Source organism: Enterobacter sp. 01-M-02-SI-ECC, from assembly GCF_047530595.1.
Classification (GTDB): Bacteria; Pseudomonadota; Gammaproteobacteria; order Enterobacterales; family Enterobacteriaceae; genus Enterobacter; species Enterobacter cloacae_M.
The window spans coordinates 150,313-171,228 of the sequence record NZ_JBLKCZ010000003.1; the positions used below are offsets into that span (position 1 = coordinate 150,313).

17 protein-coding genes are annotated in these 20,916 nt (G+C 58.8%); 10 read left to right on the forward strand and 7 right to left on the reverse strand.

Going from position 1 to position 20,916, the window contains the following annotated elements; translation table 11 throughout:
* Nucleotides 1–47: 47 nt before the first annotated feature.
* The 4 genes from ACMWLG_RS06385 to ACMWLG_RS06400 all read right to left on the reverse strand — a co-directional run bounded on the left by ACMWLG_RS06385 (nt 48) and on the right by ACMWLG_RS06400 (nt 4,916).
* On the reverse strand, nt 48–2,660 hold the full coding sequence (locus ACMWLG_RS06385; RefSeq protein WP_045620356.1) for a filamentous hemagglutinin N-terminal domain-containing protein: 2,613 nt from the start codon (nt 2,658–2,660) through the stop codon (nt 48–50).
* A 533-nt stretch (nt 2,661–3,193) separates the two neighbouring features.
* A complete protein-coding gene (gene nfsB, locus ACMWLG_RS06390; RefSeq protein WP_045620355.1) occupies nt 3,194–3,847 on the reverse strand; it encodes an oxygen-insensitive NAD(P)H nitroreductase in 654 nt (217 codons plus the stop codon).
* A gap of 120 nt (nt 3,848–3,967) precedes the next feature.
* Complete coding sequence (locus ACMWLG_RS06395; protein WP_023310662.1) at nt 3,968–4,336, reverse strand: MmcQ/YjbR family DNA-binding protein; 369 nt, start codon at nt 4,334–4,336, stop codon at nt 3,968–3,970.
* The gene (locus ACMWLG_RS06400) at nt 4,326–4,916 is read right to left on the reverse strand and encodes a TetR/AcrR family transcriptional regulator (RefSeq protein ID WP_045620354.1); all 591 of its coding nucleotides are present in this window, start codon (nt 4,914–4,916) and stop codon (nt 4,326–4,328) included. Before ACMWLG_RS06400 ends, ACMWLG_RS06395 begins: the two co-directional genes overlap by 11 nt.
* A 189-nt stretch (nt 4,917–5,105) precedes the next feature.
* Between ACMWLG_RS06400 and ACMWLG_RS06405 the strand changes: the two genes are divergently transcribed.
* Together ACMWLG_RS06405 and ACMWLG_RS06410 are read left to right on the forward strand one after the other, a co-directional pair.
* On the forward strand, nt 5,106–6,209 hold the full coding sequence (locus tag ACMWLG_RS06405; RefSeq protein ID WP_045401954.1) for an MBL fold metallo-hydrolase: 1,104 nt from the start codon (nt 5,106–5,108) through the stop codon (nt 6,207–6,209).
* Between the two features lie 32 nt (nt 6,210–6,241).
* Nucleotides 6,242–6,583 carry a RamA family antibiotic efflux transcriptional regulator gene (locus tag ACMWLG_RS06410; protein ID WP_032668308.1) on the forward strand — a complete coding sequence of 114 codons (342 nt, stop codon included), beginning with the start codon at nt 6,242–6,244 and terminating at the stop codon, nt 6,581–6,583.
* Between the two features lie 82 nt (nt 6,584–6,665).
* Here ACMWLG_RS06410 and ACMWLG_RS06415 read toward each other — a convergent pair whose 3' ends face one another.
* Nucleotides 6,666–6,914: a DUF1158 domain-containing protein gene (locus tag ACMWLG_RS06415; RefSeq protein WP_013097677.1), complete on the reverse strand. Its 249-nt coding sequence runs from the start codon at nt 6,912–6,914 to the stop codon at nt 6,666–6,668.
* A gap of 478 nt (nt 6,915–7,392) precedes the next feature.
* Here ACMWLG_RS06415 and ACMWLG_RS06420 point away from each other — a divergent pair, with 478 nt between their 5' ends.
* From ACMWLG_RS06420 to ACMWLG_RS06430, 3 genes are all read left to right on the forward strand, one after another.
* Nucleotides 7,393–10,101 (forward strand): cation-transporting P-type ATPase, encoded by a 2,709-nt coding sequence (locus tag ACMWLG_RS06420; protein ID WP_045401956.1) that lies wholly within the window; start codon nt 7,393–7,395, stop codon nt 10,099–10,101.
* A 108-nt stretch (nt 10,102–10,209) separates the two neighbouring features.
* The gene (locus ACMWLG_RS06425) at nt 10,210–11,274 is read left to right on the forward strand and encodes an efflux RND transporter periplasmic adaptor subunit (RefSeq protein WP_045401959.1); all 1,065 of its coding nucleotides are present in this window, start codon (nt 10,210–10,212) and stop codon (nt 11,272–11,274) included.
* 9 nt (nt 11,275–11,283) lie between these two features.
* Complete coding sequence (locus ACMWLG_RS06430) at nt 11,284–14,439, forward strand: efflux RND transporter permease subunit (protein WP_045401961.1); 3,156 nt, start codon at nt 11,284–11,286, stop codon at nt 14,437–14,439.
* Here the strand turns inward: ACMWLG_RS06430 and ACMWLG_RS06435 are convergent.
* Nucleotides 14,369–15,490: a YbdK family carboxylate-amine ligase gene (locus tag ACMWLG_RS06435; RefSeq protein ID WP_045401965.1), complete on the reverse strand. Its 1,122-nt coding sequence runs from the start codon at nt 15,488–15,490 to the stop codon at nt 14,369–14,371. The two genes, ACMWLG_RS06430 and ACMWLG_RS06435, sit on opposite strands and share 71 nt — an antisense overlap.
* 104 nt (nt 15,491–15,594) lie before the next feature.
* On the opposite strand from ACMWLG_RS06435, the gene ACMWLG_RS06440 reads away from it, so the two are divergent.
* Nucleotides 15,595–16,485 carry an oxidoreductase gene (locus tag ACMWLG_RS06440; protein ID WP_045401969.1) on the forward strand — a complete coding sequence of 297 codons (891 nt, stop codon included), beginning with the start codon at nt 15,595–15,597 and terminating at the stop codon, nt 16,483–16,485.
* Here ACMWLG_RS06440 and ACMWLG_RS06445 read toward each other — a convergent pair.
* Nucleotides 16,482–17,276, reverse strand: coding sequence for an AraC family transcriptional regulator (locus ACMWLG_RS06445; protein WP_045620353.1), 795 nt, complete (start codon nt 17,274–17,276; stop codon nt 16,482–16,484). The genes ACMWLG_RS06440 and ACMWLG_RS06445 overlap by 4 nt on opposite strands.
* A gap of 76 nt (nt 17,277–17,352) precedes the next feature.
* On the opposite strand from ACMWLG_RS06445, the gene ACMWLG_RS06450 reads away from it, so the two are divergent.
* The 4 genes from ACMWLG_RS06450 to ACMWLG_RS06465 all read left to right on the forward strand — a co-directional run bounded on the left by ACMWLG_RS06450 (nt 17,353) and on the right by ACMWLG_RS06465 (nt 20,913).
* Complete coding sequence (locus ACMWLG_RS06450; protein ID WP_045401975.1) at nt 17,353–19,335, forward strand: FUSC family protein; 1,983 nt, start codon at nt 17,353–17,355, stop codon at nt 19,333–19,335.
* Nucleotides 19,328–19,543, forward strand: coding sequence for a DUF1656 domain-containing protein (locus ACMWLG_RS06455; RefSeq protein WP_045401979.1), 216 nt, complete (start codon nt 19,328–19,330; stop codon nt 19,541–19,543). The genes ACMWLG_RS06450 and ACMWLG_RS06455 overlap by 8 nt, the downstream gene beginning before the upstream one ends.
* A complete protein-coding gene (locus ACMWLG_RS06460; protein ID WP_045401980.1) occupies nt 19,540–20,403 on the forward strand; it encodes an HlyD family secretion protein in 864 nt (287 codons plus the stop codon). Before ACMWLG_RS06455 ends, ACMWLG_RS06460 begins: the two co-directional genes overlap by 4 nt.
* Nucleotides 20,404–20,475: 72 nt before the next feature.
* Entirely contained in the window at nt 20,476–20,913 is a 438-nt protein-coding gene (locus ACMWLG_RS06465) for a DcrB-related protein (protein WP_023619098.1), read from the forward strand.
* The last annotated feature ends 3 nt before the right edge of the window (nt 20,914–20,916 follow it).

The window sequence follows — 20,916 nt, forward strand, 5'->3', positions numbered from 1 at the left end:
GGGAATAAAGCCTCACGAAGGTGTGAGGCTTTATCATTTAAATGGAATTACGCTGCGATAGTGATGAAATAGCCGCCAGGATAATAAATAATATCCTGAACAACATGGCCGTAATACTTATCACCAGGTTGATAGACAACTCCGTTTTCCCAAACACCATTACCTTCAGGGGTACCATTTGGCTTAATTGTGGTATTTCCACTATTATTCGCAGTGGCATTCGAACCTGGGTTGGTATTGATGTCATCAGCAGTGTTATTATCTGTACCTTGATTTGCTGCACCGGTCTCGTTAATAACGCCCATATTATTGACGTAGCCTGTGGTGTACACGCGATTGCCGGTAATATTACCGCTGGCTTCGTTGTTAACGCCGTTGGCTGTATTCAACGTAATATCACTTGTGCTAGTGATGTTACCACTGTTAGTCAGGTAGTTACTGATCAGAGTAATACCGTTATCAGCGGACAGCGTTCCCCCGTTGATGAGTGTTACCTGCTCCATCTGTGCGTTTAGTTTATTACCCGCCTTCATCGTTCCGAAGTTATACGCGGTACCTTGAGACCAGCCGTAGCTGCCCATTACGTTGAGATTAATGTCATGTGCCGCACGGATATCACCATTGTTGTCCAGGTTGTTCATCACGAACAGCGTGGCATCAGAACCAGCGTTGATCTGGCTACCTGCATCAGTCATTAGATAAGAGGTGGTGACGCTGATGTTATGGTCGGCGCTCATCACGCCCTTACCCCGGTTTTCCAGGCTCGTGGTGTTCAGATTGATATCATTCTTGCTGGCGATCGAACCGCTGTTAGACAAGTCTGCCAGTTGAAGATCCATCTGATTAGCGGTAATGTCGCCGCTGTTGTCGAACAGACTGCTGTTCATCTGCAGCGCCAGGCGGCCCTCAGCCGAGATGGAACCGCTGTTCTGCGCGGGACCGCCATAGCTATACCAGCCAGTAGAACCGATGTTTAACATCATATTCTGACCCGCCTTAACGGTTCCGGCGTTCTGGAACGTGCCGGTCACGGTCATGTCGATATTGCCGGCAGCTTCCATCTTACTGGCAAGGTCAGAATAGTAGGACGTGCCGTACATAAAGAGGTCTTTATCGGCAGTGATGGTTCCGGACATATTATCCAGCGCACCATTAATTGAAACATAGCCGTTGCTGTGGATTAATCCATTGCGGTTAGAGAGCATGTTGTTGCCGCTCACCTGAATCTGGCTGTCAGATCCCACAGCCTGAATCACGCCGTTATCGTTATTCAGCATGGAGGCGCTGATCATGTTCCAGCCGTCCCCTGCGGAGATAAGACCATTATCGTTCGTCAGCGTGTCGACATTGATTGTCATCGCACCATCGGTTTCTACGCGGCCAGTGGAGTTGTTAAGGCTGGCAGCGTCAATATTGAGGGCCCCCTTAGCATTAATGCGGCCATGGGTATTATTCACGCCCTGCGCGTTGTAATTCCAGGAGGCGCGGCTGATAGTCAAATCACCATTGCTGATAATTTCACCGTCGCTATTGTCCAGCGAGTCAGCGATAATAAAGGTATTCTGGCTGCCCTGGATGGAGCCATGGTTGTTAACGGTATCTTTGCCGGATAGATTGACCTTTGCAGCTTTAATGACACCGGTAGTGTTGTCCAGCGTGTGGTCTGCGGCAACGGACACCATACCCTCTGAGGTAATTTGACCATTATGGTTCAGGACATCACCACCCATTACGGTAGCTGCATTTTTACCGCTGATATGTCCACCGTTGTTTTCGACCACACCATCAACGTTAATTGACAACGCGTCGGATGCCGTCAGGTCAGCATGATCGATATGTACGCCAACGCCGGTTTCTGTGCCTTCCATAAAAATTTTATTCGCATACATGGAGCCCAGAGCAGAGACATCCAGCGCTACGTCAGGGGTATTGCTGCTGTCATACTTCTTCTGCACATGACCATTTTTATCGATGCGGTTGTTACCCGTTATGATGTTCAGTTCGTTAGCCTGAAGTTTCGCATTGACTTTCACTGAACGGGCAATAATGTCGGTGTACTGCGTAGAGCGGGTATCCATCCCTTTACCGGTGATGGTCACCTGACCTTTGCTTACATCAAGACCGTTAACATTACCCTTGTTATCGTATGTGGCAGTACCGGTAGTCAGTGTAGCGTGGTTGGTATTGATAAATCCGCAACCGTCACAGGTGATGCCTGATGGGTTGGCGATAATCACCTGGGCGGATTGGCCTGCCACTTCGACCATGCCGTTCAGCTGGCTCGGATCGGATGAGCGCACTTCGTTTAGGATCACCTTAGCGCTGCCGCTGGCCATATTAGCGTTGCCATCGATCTGACCAGCTAATTGGGTGTTGGTTACTGTGCCGCTGTTGTTAAGGATCACGCCTTTGCTGTCGACGTTAAATTCGGAATAAACGTTATGGGAAACCCCACCAGCGCTCGCCTTGTTGATATCTACGATGGTTGCGCCGCTTGCATCCGTATGGATAAGCGGTTTATCGGTATTACCTGCCACGATGGCTGCCTGAGCAGGCATGATCATGCCAAGTGCAAACATAGTCGCAAAGCAGGTTGGTGCCAGTTTGGCGTGCAATACCTTTGAATTAGAATGAGTGCTCACTGCATCTTTTTTTTTCATATATCTATCCTTGTAATTCCTTGAAAAATTTTTCCCATTCCCTTTCATGCGAAATGGGCACACATAAAAACATGCAGAATCTCGCTTCCAGAAATAGACATGTAACAATTCATGTAAAGTGCGTATTACTTAATGATGTTTAAGAGTGAAATAATTAGCGTAAGCACGAGGGAAAATAAGCGGGTATATTTATGAGGCTTATAAATTAGGATAGTGTGAGTTAATAACTGATTGATCTGAACTGGAAGGAAACATTTTATGATTATAAAATTATATGAAAAAATTCTGATGTAAGTATTTCTGTAGTGTTACAAATTATTTGACTTGTAACGGGGTGAATCTATACATAAAGACTAACTTAGGTAGCGGACATTGATGTTCCACGCTGAGTGATACGCTTCAAAGAGAGGCGGCGTTATGGCAATAGCATGATGGTCTGACGCGTGCTCAAACTAAAAGCGAAAAGGGTTCAGAATCCTGAGAGTATGCTGTATTGAAAGCAGGCACGCCGAAGCCCAGCGTGCCAGAGGAGATCAGCACTCGGTCAGAATCGTGCTCAGCGGCAGGCGAGACTTCGGCAGCGTTGCGTTGAAATCTTCAACGCTGTGATGCCCAACCGGCACCACCACCAGGCTGGTGAAGCCTTTCTCTTTCAGGCCAAATTCTTCGTCGAGAATGGCGGCGTCGAAACCTTCAATCGGTACCGCGTCCAGACCCATCGCGCCTACGCCCAGCAGGAAATTACCGACGTTCAGGTAAACCTGCTTCGCCATCCACTGGTCGTCATCTTTCAGATCCACGCGGTGCATGTCGGCGAAATAGGTGCGGCCCTTGTGGTTTGCGGCTTTGGCTTCCGGCGTGTTGAAACGGCCATCGGCCTCTTCCTGATCCACGACGCGCTCCAGCCAGGCGTCATCCAGCGCGGTTTTCGCGCAGAACACTACCACGTGGGAAGCATCCAGCATTTTACGTTCGTTGAACACATAGGTGCCCGCGGCGGATTTTGCCACGCGCGCTTTTCCTTCCTCGGTGCTGGCTACAATGAAGTGCCACGGCTGGGAGTTGGTGCTGGACGGGCTGTACTGCAGCAGGGTTTTGATTTTCTCCGCTTCTTCTGCGGTCAGTTTTTTGGCTGGGTCGAACGCCTTGGTAGAGTGGCGTTTCAGGGCGACAGAAATGATATCCATAACAACTCCTGGTGATGAAATTCGCCCGCTCGCGGGCGCGAAAGGAAAGCAGATTACAGCGGGACGCGGAAAAAGATAAGTGCAATTCGAGCGCTTAATCTGTTCGTCTCAGACGAACAATCAGACCGGCCGGATCCACTTCTGGTCTTTTTTCGGCAGCTTATCGACCACCAGATTCCACGAATCCGCTATCAGGTCGGCGACCAGTTCAGGTGTGATGTCGTCAGTGCCGTAAAGCGAAATCCAGTGTTTTTTATTGAGGTGATAGCCCGGCTCAACGCCGCGATAAATTTGCTGATTTAACAAGGATTTTTCTGGGTCTGACTTGAGGCTGACGTGCGGTCGTCCGCGTACGGTGGCCATCAGCATAAAAATTTTCCCACCCACCTTAAACACGTCGTACTCGGGGCCGAACGGCCAGCAGTGTTCGGTGAACGGCAGCTCCAGCGCCACGCGTTTTGCATGCTCCTGCAATGCTTTACTGTCCATCGTTCTCTTCCTGGGCAAGCCCGCGCCACATCACCTCAAAGCCGAGCGCTTTAAACTCAACGGCGCGGGACGGATCGCGGGTGGCAAATTCCATCGTGCTTTCGGCCAGCGATAAGAAAAGCGCATCGCCAAACGTTTTAAATTCATCAGACATAAACACCTGACGCACCGAGCGGCGGCAGAGCTCATGCAGCTCCGGGAACATCTCTTTCACCGCCTGTTCCGTTTCGGCGCTCAGCTTTTCACTGACGCCAATCTGGCGGATAGCAGCATGGGCCACGGGGTTACGAATACCCCAGTCCACATAGCTGTTCCAGATATTGCGGGTATGTTCTTTTGGCAGCGTGATGGTGCGATCGAGGTTTGCCAGCATGGCCTGGCAGAGATCCTGCTTCAGGTGCAGATAGAGGGCATTCAGCAGATCGTCTTTGGTAGCAAAGTAGCGGAACAGGGTGCCTTCGGCGACACCCGCCTTGCGGGCAATTAACGCCGTTGAGGCGGCAATACCTGACTGTGCAAACGCCACCGTTGCGGCTTCCAGTAAGGCCTGTTTTTTATCTTCACTCTTCGGACGTGCCACTAAATTTTCCCCCTGTCAATTATAAAAACCCTGATTGAAACACGTGCTTTGACACGCTGCAACGCGGAATGTCAAAGATCGAAAACGTCTTGACGACTTTATCATCATATCTATAATGAGTGCTTACTCACTCATAATCAAGTTTACCCCGCGCAAACTATCGGATGGGGCGCGTTTTCGGGTCTGGATATGAAAAAACCTCTCTTCATCTGCGTGGTGTTAATCATGATCATAGCTTCAGCTGCGAGTTTACCGTTTGTTCTGAATGCCGGATTCGGCCAGCCACCGCAGGGTGAGCAGCTCACTGAAGTGGAGGCCTCTCCCCAGTATCGCGACGGGAAATTCCACAATACGCTGCCGACGCCGGGCTATAACGGCGACAAAAATATGCTGGTCGCGACGTGGGATTTTCTGACCAAAAAAACCGAAAACGCGCGACCGGCCCAGCCGCTGCCGCTGGTGAAAACCGATCTTGCGAGCCTGCCGCTGGAGCAGGACACCCTGGTGTGGCTCGGCCACTCCTCGTGGTACCTGCAGCTCGCGGGCAAACGCATCCTGATTGACCCGGTGCTCAGCAACTATGCCGCGCCGTTCTCGTTTCTGAATAAAGCCTTTGCCGGGGAGTATCCGTGGCGCGCTGAAAGCATGCCGGAAATCGACCTGCTGATTATCTCGCACGATCACTACGATCATCTGGATTACGCCACCATCCGGGCGCTACTGCCGAAGGTGAAGCGCGTGGTGACGCCGCTGGGCGTGGGATCCCATCTTCGCTACTGGGGGATGAAGCCAGAGATTATTGCCGAGCGCGACTGGAACCAGTCGGTGCGCATCAGCGATGAACTGACGGTGCATGTTCTGCCGGCGCGCCACTTCTCCGGGCGCGGCATCAAGCGCGATCGAACCCTGTGGGGCAGCTTTATGTTCGTCACGCCAGAGCAGAAGGTTTATTACAGCGGGGATTCCGGCTACGGCCCGCACTTTAAGGCCATCGGCGAGCAGTTTGGCGAGGTGGACTTAGCCATCATGGAAAACGGCCAGTACGACCAGGACTGGAAGTACATTCACATGCTTCCGGAGGAAACGGCGCAGGCCTCGGTGGATCTGAACGCGAAAGCCGTGGTGCCCGGGCATAACGGACGCTTCGTGCTGGCGAAACACGCCTGGAACGATCCGCTGATCCAGCTGGCGCGCGCCAGCAAGGACAAAAATTATCGGCTGCTGACGCCGGAACTGGGTGAGCCCGTGCGGGTGAGTGACACCGCGCAAACCTTTCGCGCGTGGTGGGAATAATGTTTAAGCGAGAAGCAGAGGGGGACAGCAGCATGACCATTTCCGCTCAAGTCATCGACACTATCGTCGAATGGATCGACGACAATCTGCACCAGCCATTACGTATAGAAGAGATTGCCCGCCACGCGGGCTACTCGAAGTGGCACCTGCAGCGGCTGTTTATGCAGTACAAAGGGGAGAGTCTGGGGCGCTATATCCGTGAACGCAAGCTGCTGCTGGCGGCGCGCGATCTGCGTGAATCCGACGCTCGGGTGTACGACATCTGCCTGCGTTACGGGTTTGACTCGCAGCAGACGTTTACCCGTATCTTCACCCGGACGTTCAACCAGCCGCCTGGTGCGTACCGCAAGGAGAACCACAGTCAGCCGCACTGAGCTGTTTTCCGCCCTGGCGGGTCAGGAAAATTGCCATCACAGGCCGGGTAAGGCGAAGTCGCCACCCGGCTTTTTTATTGGCTTACGACGCCAGTGAAAACCAGCGGCGCCAGACGAAACGCAGGACGAAGAATTCGATGGCACCCAGCAGTAAAAACCACACGCAGAACAGAATGGTGTAAAGCTGGTTCAGATCGACCATGTGAAAGGTCTGAACCAGCTTCTGCGCCAGCACCAGACCCAGCGACGGCGCGGGTAACAGCAGGCAGGAGAGCAGGGCCAGCAATAAAATGCCGCCTGCCGTAAGCAGCGATTCTAACGGGTGTTTCATCGTAATGTTAATCGTCAGTTAAAAATGTCATTGTCCGGCATCCTGTAACGTAAAGCAATATCAGCGATTCAGGCGTTATTGAATAAAACGAAGATATTATTTAGCGAATAAATAACAAAATACGACCCGGCATTTATATTAATATCGCGTTATGTAAATAAACGTCTTTATCAGGAAAATAATTTTACAAATGTATAAGTGCTATAACCAATTAACGTGGCAATAACAATGGCTGCGATAATGTATAACGCCAGGCGACGCCCGCGATAAATACCAAACATGGATCCTCCTCGTTTAGATTTGGTTTAGAAATATTTTGTAAAAATTGGCTCATCAAAATAGTTTTAAGCAGTTTTGAATAACCGAGAAGTCATTATATTGCGGTAGATCAATTTTACCCGCAAGACTTTAAAATGAATTTATTTATGCCCGAAAGGAATTCAGGCTTCTTTTCACCGGATATTGAAGGAAAAATACGATGACCGAGAAAAAATTATCCCCAAACGTGCCGCCTTCCGGCGGGCTGGCATATCAGCAGACCACAGAGCAGGTGCTTGCTCACATGAAGAGCCAGGCCAGCGGTCTGGACCGTGCAGAGGCGCAGGCGCGTCTGCAAAAACATGGCCCCAATGCGCTGCCGGAGAAAAAAGGCAAGCCTGCCTGGCTGCGTTTTTTGGCCCATTTTAATGATGTCCTGATTTATGTCCTGCTGGCCGCCGCCGTATTAACGGCAATCATGGGCCACTGGGTTGATACGCTGGTTATTCTGGGCGTGGCGGTAATCAATGCCTTAATTGGTCATATCCAGGAAAGCAACGCGGAAAAATCCCTGAAGAGTATTCGCAATATGCTCTCCAGCGAGGCGCGCGTTATTCGTAACGGCAACCACGAAACGATACCCACAACTGAAATAGTTCCGGGCGATATTATTGTATTACGCGCGGGAAATCGTATTCCGGCGGATATGCGTTTAATCGAAGCGCATAATTTACGCGTGGAAGAGGCGATTCTGACCGGTGAATCCACCGTGGTGGATAAACACGTTAATCCGCTGAGCGGTGAACTGCCGCTGGGCGATCGGACCAATATGGTCTTCTCCGGGACGACCGTAAGCGCGGGCGGCGGCGTAGGCGTGGTCACCGCGACCGGTAAGGATACGGAGCTTGGCCATATCAACCAGATGATGGCGGGCATCGAAAAGCACCGCACGCCGCTGCTGGTGCAGATGGACAAGCTGGGTAAAGCGATCTTCGCCATTATCCTGGCGATGATGGCCGCGCTGTTTGTCTTCAGCCTGGCGTTCCGCGAGATCCCGATGGGTGAGCTGCTGCTCTCCCTGATTAGCCTGGCGGTGGCCTCCGTGCCGGAAGGCCTGCCGGCGATTATCTCCATCATCCTCTCCCTGGGCGTGCAGGCGATGGCGCGCAAGCGGGCAATTATCCGCAAGCTGCCGACGGTTGAAACCCTGGGCGCGATGACCGTGGTCTGCTCGGATAAAACCGGCACCCTGACCATGAACGAGATGACGGTCAAAGCCATTATCACCGCTGACGCCTGCTACCGCGTGGACGGCAACAGCTACGAGCCGGTAGGCAATATCTACCTGGAAGGCAGCGATGAGCCGGTCCACATCCAGCCGGGCACCGTGCTGGAGCAGTACCTGCGCACCATCGACCTGTGTAACGACAGCCAGCTGATCCAGGACGAGCGCGGCCTGTGGGGCATCACCGGTGGGCCGACCGAGGGCGCGCTGAAGGTGCTGGCGGCGAAGGCCAGCCTTGAGCCGGTCATGACCACGCTGGTTAACAAGATCCCGTTCGACTCGCAGTACAAGTACATGAGCACCCACTACCAGATTGGCGGTGAGGAGCAGATCCTTATCACCGGCGCGCCGGACGTGATTTTCTCCCTGTGCACCGAGCAGCAGACCCGCAATGGCGTGGAAGCATTCAACCGCGCGTACTGGGAAAGCGAGATGGAGCGCTATGCGCGTCAGGGGCTGCGCATGGTCGCCGCGGCGTTCAAGCCGGCGAACGGTGAGCAGGAACTTACGCACGACGACCTGAGCCACGGCCTGATCTTCCTCGGTATCGCCGGGATGATGGATCCGCCGCGTCCGGAAGCCATTGATGCGATTAACGCCTGCCAGCAGGCGGGGATCCGCGTGAAGATGATCACCGGGGATCACCCGCAGACGGCGATGAGCATCGGCCAGATGCTGGGGATCACCAACAGCGAGCAGGCGGTCACCGGCTACGAGCTGGAGAAAATGGACGACGCCGCGCTGGCGGAAGCGGCGGTGAAGTATGACATCTTCGCCCGTACCAGCCCGGAGCATAAGCTGCGCCTGGTGAAAGCGCTGCAGGACAAGGGCGAAATCGTCGGCATGACCGGTGACGGCGTGAACGATGCCCCGGCGCTGCGTCAGGCTGACGTCGGCATCGCGATGGGCATCAAGGGCACGGAAGTGACCAAAGAGGCGGCGGACATGGTCCTGACGGACGATAACTTCGCCACCATCGCCAGCGCGGTGAAAGAGGGGCGTCGCGTTTACGACAACCTGAAGAAGACCATCCTGTTCATCATGCCGACCAACCTCGCGCAGGGTCTGCTGATTGTGATTGCGCTGCTGGCGGGGAACATCATTCCGCTGACGCCGGTGCTGATTCTGTGGATGAACATGGCCACCTCCGCCACGCTCTCCTTCGGCCTGGCCTTTGAGGCCGCCGAGCGCAACATCATGCGCCGTCCGCCGCGTCAGACCGGGCAGCACGTGATGGACGCCTACGCCGTATGGCGCGTGGCCTTCGTCGGCACCATGATTGCCATCGCCGCCTTTGCGCTGGAGGCCTGGCTGGCCCCGCGCGGCCACAGCGCGGAGTTCATCCGCACCGTGCTGCTGCAGATGCTGGTCTGCGCCCAGTGGGTGTACATGATTAACTGCCGCAACACCGAAGGGTTCTCCCTGAACCGCGGCCTGCTGGCGAATAAAGGGATCTGGCTGGTGACGGGCGTGCTGTTCCTGCTCCAGGCGGCGATTATCTACCTGCCGTTGATGCAGATGTTGTTCGGCACCGAAGCGCTGCCGCTGCGCTACTGGTTTGTGACTCTGGCGGTGGCGGGCGTGATGTTCTTCGTCGTCGAAGTCGAGAAGCGACTGACCCGCAGGTTCCGTCAGGCTGCATAACCTTTTGCCCTCACCCTAACCCTCTCCCACAGGGAGAGGGGACTGTTCCCTCCCTCTCCCTGTGGGAGAGGGCCGGGGTGAGGGGAGAAACAACGCTGAGGTACTCCCATGAAACTCCCACTCCTGTTCGCACTTCTCGCCTGCACCCTGCAACCCGTATTCGCCGCCGCCATCCCCGTTCGCGTCGCCACCGTGGAGCAGACCGCCCACGCCGCCGAGCGCCAGATCCCTGGCCGCATCGAAGCCATCCACACCGTTGAGCTGCGCGCGCGTACCGAAGGCGCGATCGCCAAAATCCACTTCCGCGACGGGCAGTACGTGAAAAAAGGCGACCTGCTGTTCGAGCTGGACGACGCCGAGCCGCGCGCCGCCCTGCGCCTGGCGCAGGCCGAGGTAAGAAGCGCCGAAGCCACGCTGCGCCAGGCGCAGCAGCAGCTTTCCCGCTTTGAAAGCCTGGGCAGCAGCAACGCCATCAGCCGTCACGACGTGGACAACGCCCGCATGCAGCGGGACGTGGCGAGCGCCGCGCTGGAGCAGGCCAAAGCCCGGCTCGAAACCCGTAATGTCACTCTGAACTACACCCGCATCACCTCGCCGATCGACGGTCGCGTGGGGCACAGCCGGTTCCACGTCGGCAGCCTGGTCAGCCCTGCCAGCGGCGTGCTGGTGGAGGTGGTGCAGCTCGATCCCATCCGCATCGCCTTTGCGCTGGAAGAGGGGGCGTTTGCCACCAAAGCCGGACGGCATGCGGATATCAGCGCCATGAAGCAGGCCTGGCAGGCGTTCATTGACAGCAACGGCCAGCGCGTCAGCGGCGAGCTCACCTCAGTGGACAACCGCATCGATCCGCGCACCGCCAGCGTGATGCTGCGCGCCGAGTTTGCCAACCCGCGCCATCAGCTGTTGCCCGGCGGCAGCGTGAACGTGACGCTGCGCCCGGCCAGCGAGCAGCCGGTTCTGACCCTGCCCGCCGCCGCGGTCCAGCAGAACGGCGACGGGTTCTTTGCCTGGGTGGTTAACGCCGACGGAAAAGCCGAAATGCGGCCGCTGAAGATCGCCGGACAGATCGGCCAGCAGTTCCGGATTACCTCCGGCGTGAAGTCCGGTGAGCGAGCGATTACTGACGGCGCGCAGCGCGTGCAGCCAGGCGCGGCCGTCCAGATACTGAATTAAGGAGCCATCATGCTGACGTTTTTCATCAAACGCCCGCGCTTCGCGATGGTGACTGCGCTGGTCATCTCCCTGGTGGGGGCCATTGCGCTGAGGATTATCCCGGTGGAGCAGTACCCGCAGATCGCGCCGCCGGTGGTGAATGTGTCTGCCAGCTGGCCAGGCGCCAGCTCGGCTGACGTGGCGGAGGCTATCGCCACGCCGCTGGAGACCCAGCTGAACGGCGTGGATCACATGCTCTACATGGAGTCCACCAGCTCGGACGAAGGCTCGTACAGCCTGAACATTACCTTTGCGGCGGGCACCAATCCGGACCTCGCCGCCATCGACGTGCAGAACCGCGTCTCGCAGGCTGTGGCGCAGCTCCCGACCGAAGCGCAGCAAAACGGCGTGCAGGTGCGCAAGCGCGCCACCAACCTGATGATGGGGGTAAGTCTTTACTCACCGAACAACACCCATACGCCGCTGTTCGTCAGCAACTTCGCCAGCACCCAGGTGCGCGAGGCGCTGTCCCGCCTGCCGGGCGTCGGGCAGGTTCAGATGTTTGGCGCGCGCGACTACAGCATGCGCATCTGGCTGCGTCCGGACCGCATGAACGCCCTGAACGTCACCACCGACGACGTGGCGCAGGCGCTGCGCGAGCAGAACGTGCAGGGGGCGGCAGGCCAGGTCGGCACGCCGCCGGTGTTTAACGGCCAGCAGCAGACCCTGACCATCAACGGCCTGGGGCGCTTAAGCCAGGCCGAAGACTTTGCCGACATCATCATCCGCGCGGGCGAGATGGGCCAGCTGGTGCGCCTGAAGGACGTCGCCACCATCGAGCTCGGCTCGCGCAGCTACAGCTCCGGCGCGCAGCTGAACGGGCACGACTCCGCCTATCTCGGCATCTACCCGACGCCGTCCGCCAACGCGCTGCGCGCGGCCGACGCGGTGCGCGCGGAGCTGGAACGCCTCTCGACGCGCTTCCCGGACGACCTGGTCTACGAGGTGAAATTCGACACCACCTCATTTGTTGCGGCCACGATTAAAGAGATCGGCGTCTCGCTGGCGCTCACCCTGCTGGCGGTTGTGGTGGTCGTTTCCCTGTTCCTGCAAAGCTGGCGCGCGACGCTGATTGTCGCGCTCGCCATTCCGGTATCGCTGGTGGGCACCTTCGCTGTGCTCTACACGCTCGGCTACTCCGCCAACACCCTCAGCCTGTTTGCCATTATTCTGGCGCTGACCATGGTGGTGGATGACGCCATCGTGGTGGTGGAGAGCGTCGAAACGCTGATGGCGGAAGGGCAGAGCCGCACGGCGGCGACCGCGCTGGCGCTGCGCCAGATCGCCGGGCCGGTCATCGCCACGACGCTGGTGCTGCTGGCGGTGTTTGTGCCGGTAGCGCTCCTGCCGGGGATTGTCGGCGAGCTGTACCGCCAGTTTGCGGTGACGCTCTCGACGGCCGTGACGCTCTCAAGCCTGGTGGCGCTGACCCTGACGCCCGCCCTGTGCGCGATGCTGCTGCGTCAGCGCCCGGCGCAGCCCGCGGCGATTTTCCGTGGGTTCAACCGGGGGCTGGAGGCCACGCGTGGCGTCTACACCCGCATCGTGACTATCTTCAACCTTCGCCCGTGGCTGGCGCTGCTGGCCACCGCAGGCGCGGCGGCCGTGGTGGCGTTCAGCTTTACGTCGATGCCTAAAAGCTTCCTGCCGCAGGAGGATCAGGGCTACTTCTTTGCCAGCGTTCAGCTGCCGGAGGCGGCCTCGCTGGAGCGCACCGAAGCGGTGATGAACACGGCACGCGAACTCATCGCTAAAAATCCGGCGGTTGAAGACGTGATTCAGGTCTCCGGATTTAACATTCTCAACGGCACCAGCGCCTCCAACGGCGGGTTTATCTCCATCATGCTCAAAGACTGGAGCGAGCGTCCGCCGCTGGATGAGGTGATGGGTACCCTGCAGCGCCAGCTGCTGGCCCTGCCGGAAGCGACCATCATGACCTTCGCGCCGCCGACGCTGCCGGGGCTGGGCAACGCCTCCGGCTTCGACCTGCGCATCCAGGCGCAGGCGGGGCAGAGCCCGGCAGAGCTGGAGCGCGTGACGCGTGAAGTGCTGGCGAAAGCCAACCAGCATCCGCAGCTGAGCCGCGTGTTCACCACCTGGAGCAGCAACGTGCCGCAGCTGACGCTGACCGTTGACCGCGAGCGCGCCGCGCGCCTCGACGTGCCGGTGTCGCGCATCTTCAGCAGCCTGCAAACCGCCTTTGGCGGCACGCGCGCCGGGGATTTCAGCGTCAACAACCGCGTCTACCACGTAGTGATGCAGAACGAGATGCAGTGGCGCGAGCGCGCCGAGCAGATCGGCGAGCTGTTCGTGCGCAGCAACAGCGGCGAGCGGGTGCGCCTGAGCAACCTCGTCACCATTACGCCGACCGTCGGCGCGCCGTTCCTGCAGCAGTACAACCAGTTCCCGTCCGTGTCGGTGAGCGGCTCGGCGGCGGAAGGAGTGAGCAGCAGCACCGCGATGGCGGCGATGGGCGAGATTCTGGCGGAAAACTTGCCAGCCGGGTACGACTATGCCTGGAGCGGAATGTCGTATCAGGAGCAGCAGACCGGCAATCAGGCGATATGGATTGTGCTGGCGGCGGTGGTGATGGCGTGGCTGTTCCTCGTTGCCCAGTACGAGAGCTGGACGCTCCCGGCGAGCGTGATGCTCTCGGTGCTTTTCGCCATCGGCGGGGCGCTGGTCTGGCTGTGGTTGGCGGGCTACGCCAACGACGTGTACGTGCAGATTGGTCTGGTGCTGTTGATAGCCCTTGCCGCCAAGAACGCGATCCTGATCGTGGAGTTCGCCCGCGCGCGGCGCATGGACGGAATGGCGATTGTCGATGCCGCGCGGGAAGGGGCATCGCGCCGCTTCCGCGCGGTGATGATGACCGCCGTGTCGTTCATTATCGGCGTATTGCCCATGATGCTGGCGACCGGGGCGGGTGCCCAGAGCCGCCGCATCATCGGCACCACGGTGTTCAGCGGCATGCTGGTGGCGACCGTGGTGGGGATCCTGTTTATCCCCGCGCTGTTCGTGCTGTTCCAGCGCCTGCGCGAGTGGGGCCACGGACTTACGGACTCGTCGCCCACAGCTCGCAGTGCTTCTGAACCAGAGAAATCAGCGAGCCACCGTCGGCGATAAACTCCCGCATGCGCTGCGCCTCGCTCTTGCCCTGCTTTAACAGCAGGGCAATTTCATTGATTGCGCTCGTTGCGCCGAGCTTCTCGGCCGACGGCGCAACCTGCTCCAGCAGCCACGCAATGTCTTCCGCCACGGTTTTGTGCTCGCCGGTGTGCACGTCCGTCAGGATCCCCTCCAGCCCGTAGCGACAGGCCTGAAAACGGTTAAAGCGGTACAGCAGAAAATCTTTTTCCTGATGCTTATAGGGCCGCGCGGTCAGCAGCCAGTGCGAGGTCGCCTGGATAAGCCCGGCGATGTTAATGGCGTGGCCGAGCGTCAGCGGCGTATCCATCACCCTCACCTCGACGGTGCCGAAGTGCGGGCTGGGGCGGATGTCCCAGTGCAGATCCTTAATGCTGTCGATCATGCTGGTGGAACTCAGGCGGCGGAACAGCCCCTCGAACTCCTGCCAGCTGTTGACCCACGGCATCTGTCCGTTATCCGGGAACCCGGAGAAGATATTGAGCCGCGACGAGGAGAACTTTGTGTCGGTGCCCTGCATGTAAGGCGAGGCGGCCGCCAGGGCAATAAAGTGCGGCACAAAGCGCGACAGGCCGTGAAGGAGGTAAATGGCATCATCCCCGGTCCGGCAGCCGACGTGAACGTGCTGACCGAACACCGTCGCCTGCAAAATCAGATAGCCAAAGCGCTCCAGCGTGACGTTATAGCGCTCGTCGTCGCACACCTCCTGGCGCTGCCACTTCTGGAACGGATGCGTCCCGCCGCCGCAGATCTGAATGTGCTGCTCCGCCGCCGCGCGCAGGATGCTCTGCTGCATCACTGAGAACTGTGCCGCCGCCTGATCGATGGTCTGACACACGCCGGTGGCGATTTCGAGCATGCTTTCGGTGATGTCGTGTTTGACTTCACCGCCTTTGATGTCGTCTTTGACGGCGGCGATGAGCGCGGAGGAGTCCTGGCTGAGATCGTACCCCGGCGGGTTAACCACCTGCAGTTCGAGCTCGATGCCAAGGGTGAACGGTTCAGAGGATTTAAAATCGGGTAAAGGCATGGCGCACTCCGTTGTCTGTGAATGTTGAGTATAGACAACGGGTGTGGCGCACTCGTCTCAGGGTGGTATAACTGATAGCAGGCTTAGCAAAAGGGGAGTGACTCATGTCTGACTATCCAACCATTGCGCTGATTGGTCCCGGTGCGATTGGCACCACCGTTGCCGCGGTACTGCATGACGCTGGCCGCACGCCGCTACTCTGCGGACGCACCGCGCATCCGGAATTACGCCTGCGTCACGATGAGGGTGAAACGGTGGTGCCCGGTCCGGTACTAACCGACCCGACGGCCATTACGCGTCCCGTTGATCTCGTGTTTATCGCAGTGAAAACGACGCAAAACGCCGACAGCGCCGGGTGGCTGCGCGCGCTGTGCGATGAAAATACGGTGGTCTGCGCCCTGCAAAATGGCGTAGAGCAGAAGGCGCAGCTTGAGCCTTTGGTCAGTGGCGCAACGGTGCTGCCGTCGGTAGTCTGGTTCCCGGCGCAGCGCGAGCCGGATGCCTCAGTGTGGCTGCGCGCCAAACCGCGCCTGACGCTGCCGGACGTACCGCAGGCGCAGCGGGTGGTGCAGGCGCTTCACGGAACGCGCTGTGAAGTTGAGCTCTCGGCAGATTTCCCTACCGTCGCCTGGCGCAAGCTGCTGCAAAACGCGGTCGCCGGGCTGATGGTGCTCGCCAATCGCCGCGCCGGAATGTTCAGGCGCGAGGATATTAGCGAACTTTCGCTGGCCTACCTGCGCGAGGGGCTGGCCGTCGCCCGCGCCGAAGGGGCGAAGCTGAACGATGATGTGGCGCAGGAGATTCTGGCGAACTTTCAGCGCGCGCCCGTGGACCTGGGTACGTCGATTCTGGCTGACCGTCAGGCGGATCGCCCGATGGAGTGGGATATCCGCAACGGCGTCATCCAGCGCTACGGCCGCAAACACGGCATTGCGGTGCCCATCAGCGACGTGGTGGTACCGCTGCTGGCGGCGGGGAGCGAGGGGCCGGGTTAACGGTTACTGTTTTTCCGTTCGGCAAAGTAATGGGCGGGCGTGCTGCCCATCGCTTTTCTGAACATGGTGATAAACGCGTTCACCGATTCGTACCCGAGCGTTGTCGCCACGTTCTGGACGGGCACGCCGCTTGCCAGCTCCCGCAGGGCAATAATCAAATGCAGCTGCTGGCGCCATCGACCGAAGCTCAGCCCGGTTTCGCGCTGCATCAGGCGGGCAAACGAGCGCTCGCTGAGGGCGAGCCGTTTCGCCCACTCCTTCAGGGTGCTTCTGTGCTCAGGGCAGCTGACCAGCGCGTCCGCCATGGCGCGAATTTTCGGATCGGTTGAGACCGGCAGGCTTAGCTTCTGCTGCGGCATGCTGGCGAGCTCGTCAAGCGTGACCCGGGTCAGCCTCGCGACGTGGCCGTCGGCGGGATAATCCACGCTTTCGCGCGTCAGACGATCGACCAGCTCCTTAATCAGCGGCGAGATCGCCAGCGTGCAGCATTTTTCCGGCAGCGCCGCCGCGCCGGGCTCAATAAACAGATAGTTGAGATGCGCGTTCCAGGTTGCTTTGGCGCTGTGCGGGATCCCGCCGGGGATCCAGACGGCGCAGTCCGGCGGCACAATCCAGATATCATTCTCCGCGTAACAGCTGACCGCACCGTATCGGGCAATAATCAGCTGCCCCTTGCGGTGGGTATGCACCGGCACTTCCGCGGCGTAGTCCATGAAGTCCAGATGACGCGCCACCGCCGGGCTGGCGGTAGAGTCGGGGTCATACAGCGTAGTAGCAGGTTGAGGCTTCACGATTATGGCAACATTTAGGTATTTTTTGACAGAATAGAGTATTTAAGCGGGTCTGCAAGCCGGTAATAATCCCGGCATGAATAAAATCTTCTCACTTCACGTGCACATCCCCGCCGCGCTGCGAAACGATGCGGGCGCGCTGATCTATTCCGCGAAGAGTTTTGCCGCGGCGATGCTGGCTTATTACCTCGCGCTGTCGATCGGTCTTGAGCGTCCCTCGTGGGCCATTATTACGGTTTACATCGTGTCGCAGACGTCGGTCGGAGCATCGCTGAGCAGAAGCCTCTACCGGCTGGCCGGTACCGTGGCGGGTGCCAGCGCGACCGTTGTGATTGTGCCTGCCTTCGCGAATACGCCAGTCCTGTGCAGCGTGGTGCTGACGGGCTGGATCGTATTCTGCCTGTGGCTATCCCTGCTGGAACGCACGCCCCGGGCGTACGCCTTTGTGCTGGCGGGCTACACCGCGAGCCTGATTGGTTTTCCGGCGGTGTCCGATCCCGGCGGCATTTTTAACGTCGCCATCGTCCGCGTGCAGGAGATCGCGATTGGGATTTTCTGCGCCGCGCTGATCCACCGCTACGTGCTGCCCGCGCGCGTATCAGGCCAGTTCAACACTAAATTATCCCAGACGCTACAGGCCGCGCGAGGGCGGGTGGCGGACACCTTAGCGGGCAAACCCGACGCGGCTTCCGGCCCCCTGCATCTGGCTCTGGCGCTGCAGTTCCTGCAGGGCATCAGCCACCATATTCCGTATGATTTTGCCCTTTCAGCCCCGGTGCGGCAGGCCAGAAAAGCGATTCACGATCGGCTGGCGCGGCTGGTTATCGTCAACTGTGAACTGCGCGATCGCCTGCCAGCGATCGAAACCCTGCCCGCCGACGTGCTGGCATTGCTGGGCGACGTTCAGGCCTGGCTGGCCGCTGAAGGCGCTGATGCCAGCAGTACGGCAGACGCGCTGCGGCTCCGCTGTGCGCTTCTCATCGATCGGTATGCCGCGCAGGCGCAGACGTTTGACGACGCGCTGCAGGTCAGCTTTATCCGCTACCTCTCGGAGGCGGTCGCGCTTCTGCAGCAGTGCGAACGTCTTTCCGGGGCCATCCACCATGCAAAACCCGTATTTGGGGAGATGCAAACCCGCGCGGCGAAAGGGTACGTTTTCCACCGCGATCCTCTTACCGCCGCCCGCACGGCGATGGGGGCTTTTGCCATCATCCTGAGCGGCTGTCTGGTCTGGATCTTCTCGGCGTGGCCGGATGGCGGCACGGCGGTGTCTATTCTGGGGGTCTGCTGCACGCTGTTTGGCAGCTTCGATACCCCGGCGCCGCACATCGTGAAATACATCATTGGCTCGTTCTGGGGCGTGGTCATTAGCCTGTTCTACAGCTTTGCGCTGCTCCCGCTGGTGAGCGATTTCCCGGTGCTGGTGGCGGTGCTTGCCCCGGCGTATCTGCTGGCCGGGTCGCTTCAGGCGCGCCCGCCCACCACGTTTATGGCGATGGGGATCACCCTGACGCTGCCCATTCTGTGCGAGCTGGGGGCGCACTACAGCGGAGACTTCGCCGTTGCGGCCAACACTGCCATTGCGCTCTTTGCCGCGACCGGCTTTGCCGTCATCAGCATGAGCCTGCTGCAAACCGTGCAGGCGGATGGCGCCATCACGCGTCTGCTGAACCTCTGCCAGCGCGACATTCGGCGCAGCGTGAAGGGCACGCTGCGGGTTGATGAAACGCACTGGATCAACCTGATGATGGACCGAACCGCCCTGTTGCTGCCGCGCCTGCAGCGCAGCGCGCGCGCGCCGGAGCAGGCGCTCGATCGGCTGCTGCACGCGCTGCGCCTGGGGCTGTCTGTCATGCATTTACGCCGCAGTGACGCACCGCCCGGCAGGGAGGTTGACGCGCTTTTTCATCGGATAAACGCCGCGGACCGCCACGCCTTGCGCGAACGCATTGCCGCCCTTATCGCGCGCAATCTGCCTGCGGCAGATGAGCATACGCGCCAGTTGGTCTTCAGGCTGGTGGATCTGCACTGTGCATTACGGGGGCCAGACCATGGTTAACGATCTCAATCTCGGCGGGGTTTTTATTCCGGGGCTGCTGATGGTCGCCCTCGCGGCGCTGGTCTGCACGCTGGGCCTCGTCGCGCTTTTCTCTCTCAGCAGGCTCTACCGGCGCTTGCCGTTTCGCCCGCTGATGGATGTTTCAACCTGGATTGTCACCTTTTTCCTGCTGATGCAGGGCCTGACCGCGTTGGGGTTATTGTCATGAAATCACTGCTCTCTTTACTGGCTCGCTATGCGCTGACGTTGAGCGTCGTCGCGGCGGCCACGCTTCTGGCCTTTATGATGTGGAAACACTACGCGCAAACGCCGTGGACCCGCGACGGCCGCGTGCGGGCGGACGTGGTGCAGATTGCGCCGGACGTCTCCGGGCCGGTCATCAGCGTAGCCGTGCGGGACAACCAGTGGGTGAACCGGGGCGATGTGCTTTACACCATCGATCCGCGCTGGCTTAAGCTGGCGGTGGTCAGCGCGCAGGCTGATGTGGAATCGAAACGCCATGAGATGCTGATGCGCCAGGACGCGGCCCATCGCCGCACGCTGATTAAAAACGCCATCTCGAGCGAGGATTTGCAGCAAACCGGCAGCGCGGCGAACGTCGCGGCGGCCAATTATCACGGCGCGCTGGCCGCGCTGGATCTGGCAGAGCTGAATCTGGCGCACGCCACCGTGCGCGCGCCGGTCTCGGGGTACGTCACGCACCTGCGGCTTCGCCCCGGAGACTACGCGACGGCGGGGGAGACGAAGGTCGCCATCGTCGATGCGCACAGCTTCTGGGTGGTGGGGTACTTTGAGGAGACCAAGCTGCGCCATATTCGCGTCGGGGATGCCGCGCAGGTGGTGCTGATGGGCTACGAGCCGGTCATCACGGGTCACGTGGAGAGCATCGGGCATGGGATCGGGGACAGCAACGATGAGGCGGGCGGGCTGGGCCTGCCCGACGTCGAGCCCACCTTTAGCTGGGTGCGGCTGGCGCAGCGCGTACCGGTGCGCATTCATATCGACAGGCTGCCGGAGGGCGTTGAGCTGGTGGCGGGGCTGTCGGCGAGCGTGGCGGTGGGGCAATAATCTGGGGATAGTCAGCCTTAAACACATATGCGAAACTTACCGCTTCTGAAAAAATGTGGTGGGACCCGCTCAATGTCAGAACAACATTCGCAGTGCCTGTTCAGTGAAGGACAGATCACCTTTCCTGAGGGTTATCAGGATCGTACCGTCAACGTATTCGCGCCGCCTGCAGCGGATTCGCCGGCGTTCAACATCTCCCGCGATGCCCTCAATCCCGGCGAAGCGCTTGCCGCGTATATCGATCGCCAGCTCGCCCTGATGGCAAAACACATCAAGGCCTGGAAGCAGGGTGAGCGCAGCGCCGCTACGCTTGGCGACAACCTTTCACAGGGTGAAATTGTCCATGCCAGCTACCTGCGCGACGGGAAACGCATCTGGCAGCAGCAGGCCGTCTTTAATACCAACAGCGATAAAGTCCTGGTCTTCACCATGACCTGCACCCGCGCGCCGGGCGATGCTGACGGCGCGCTGTTTGGCGAACTTCTCAGGAGCTTCCGCTTCCACCATTAACAC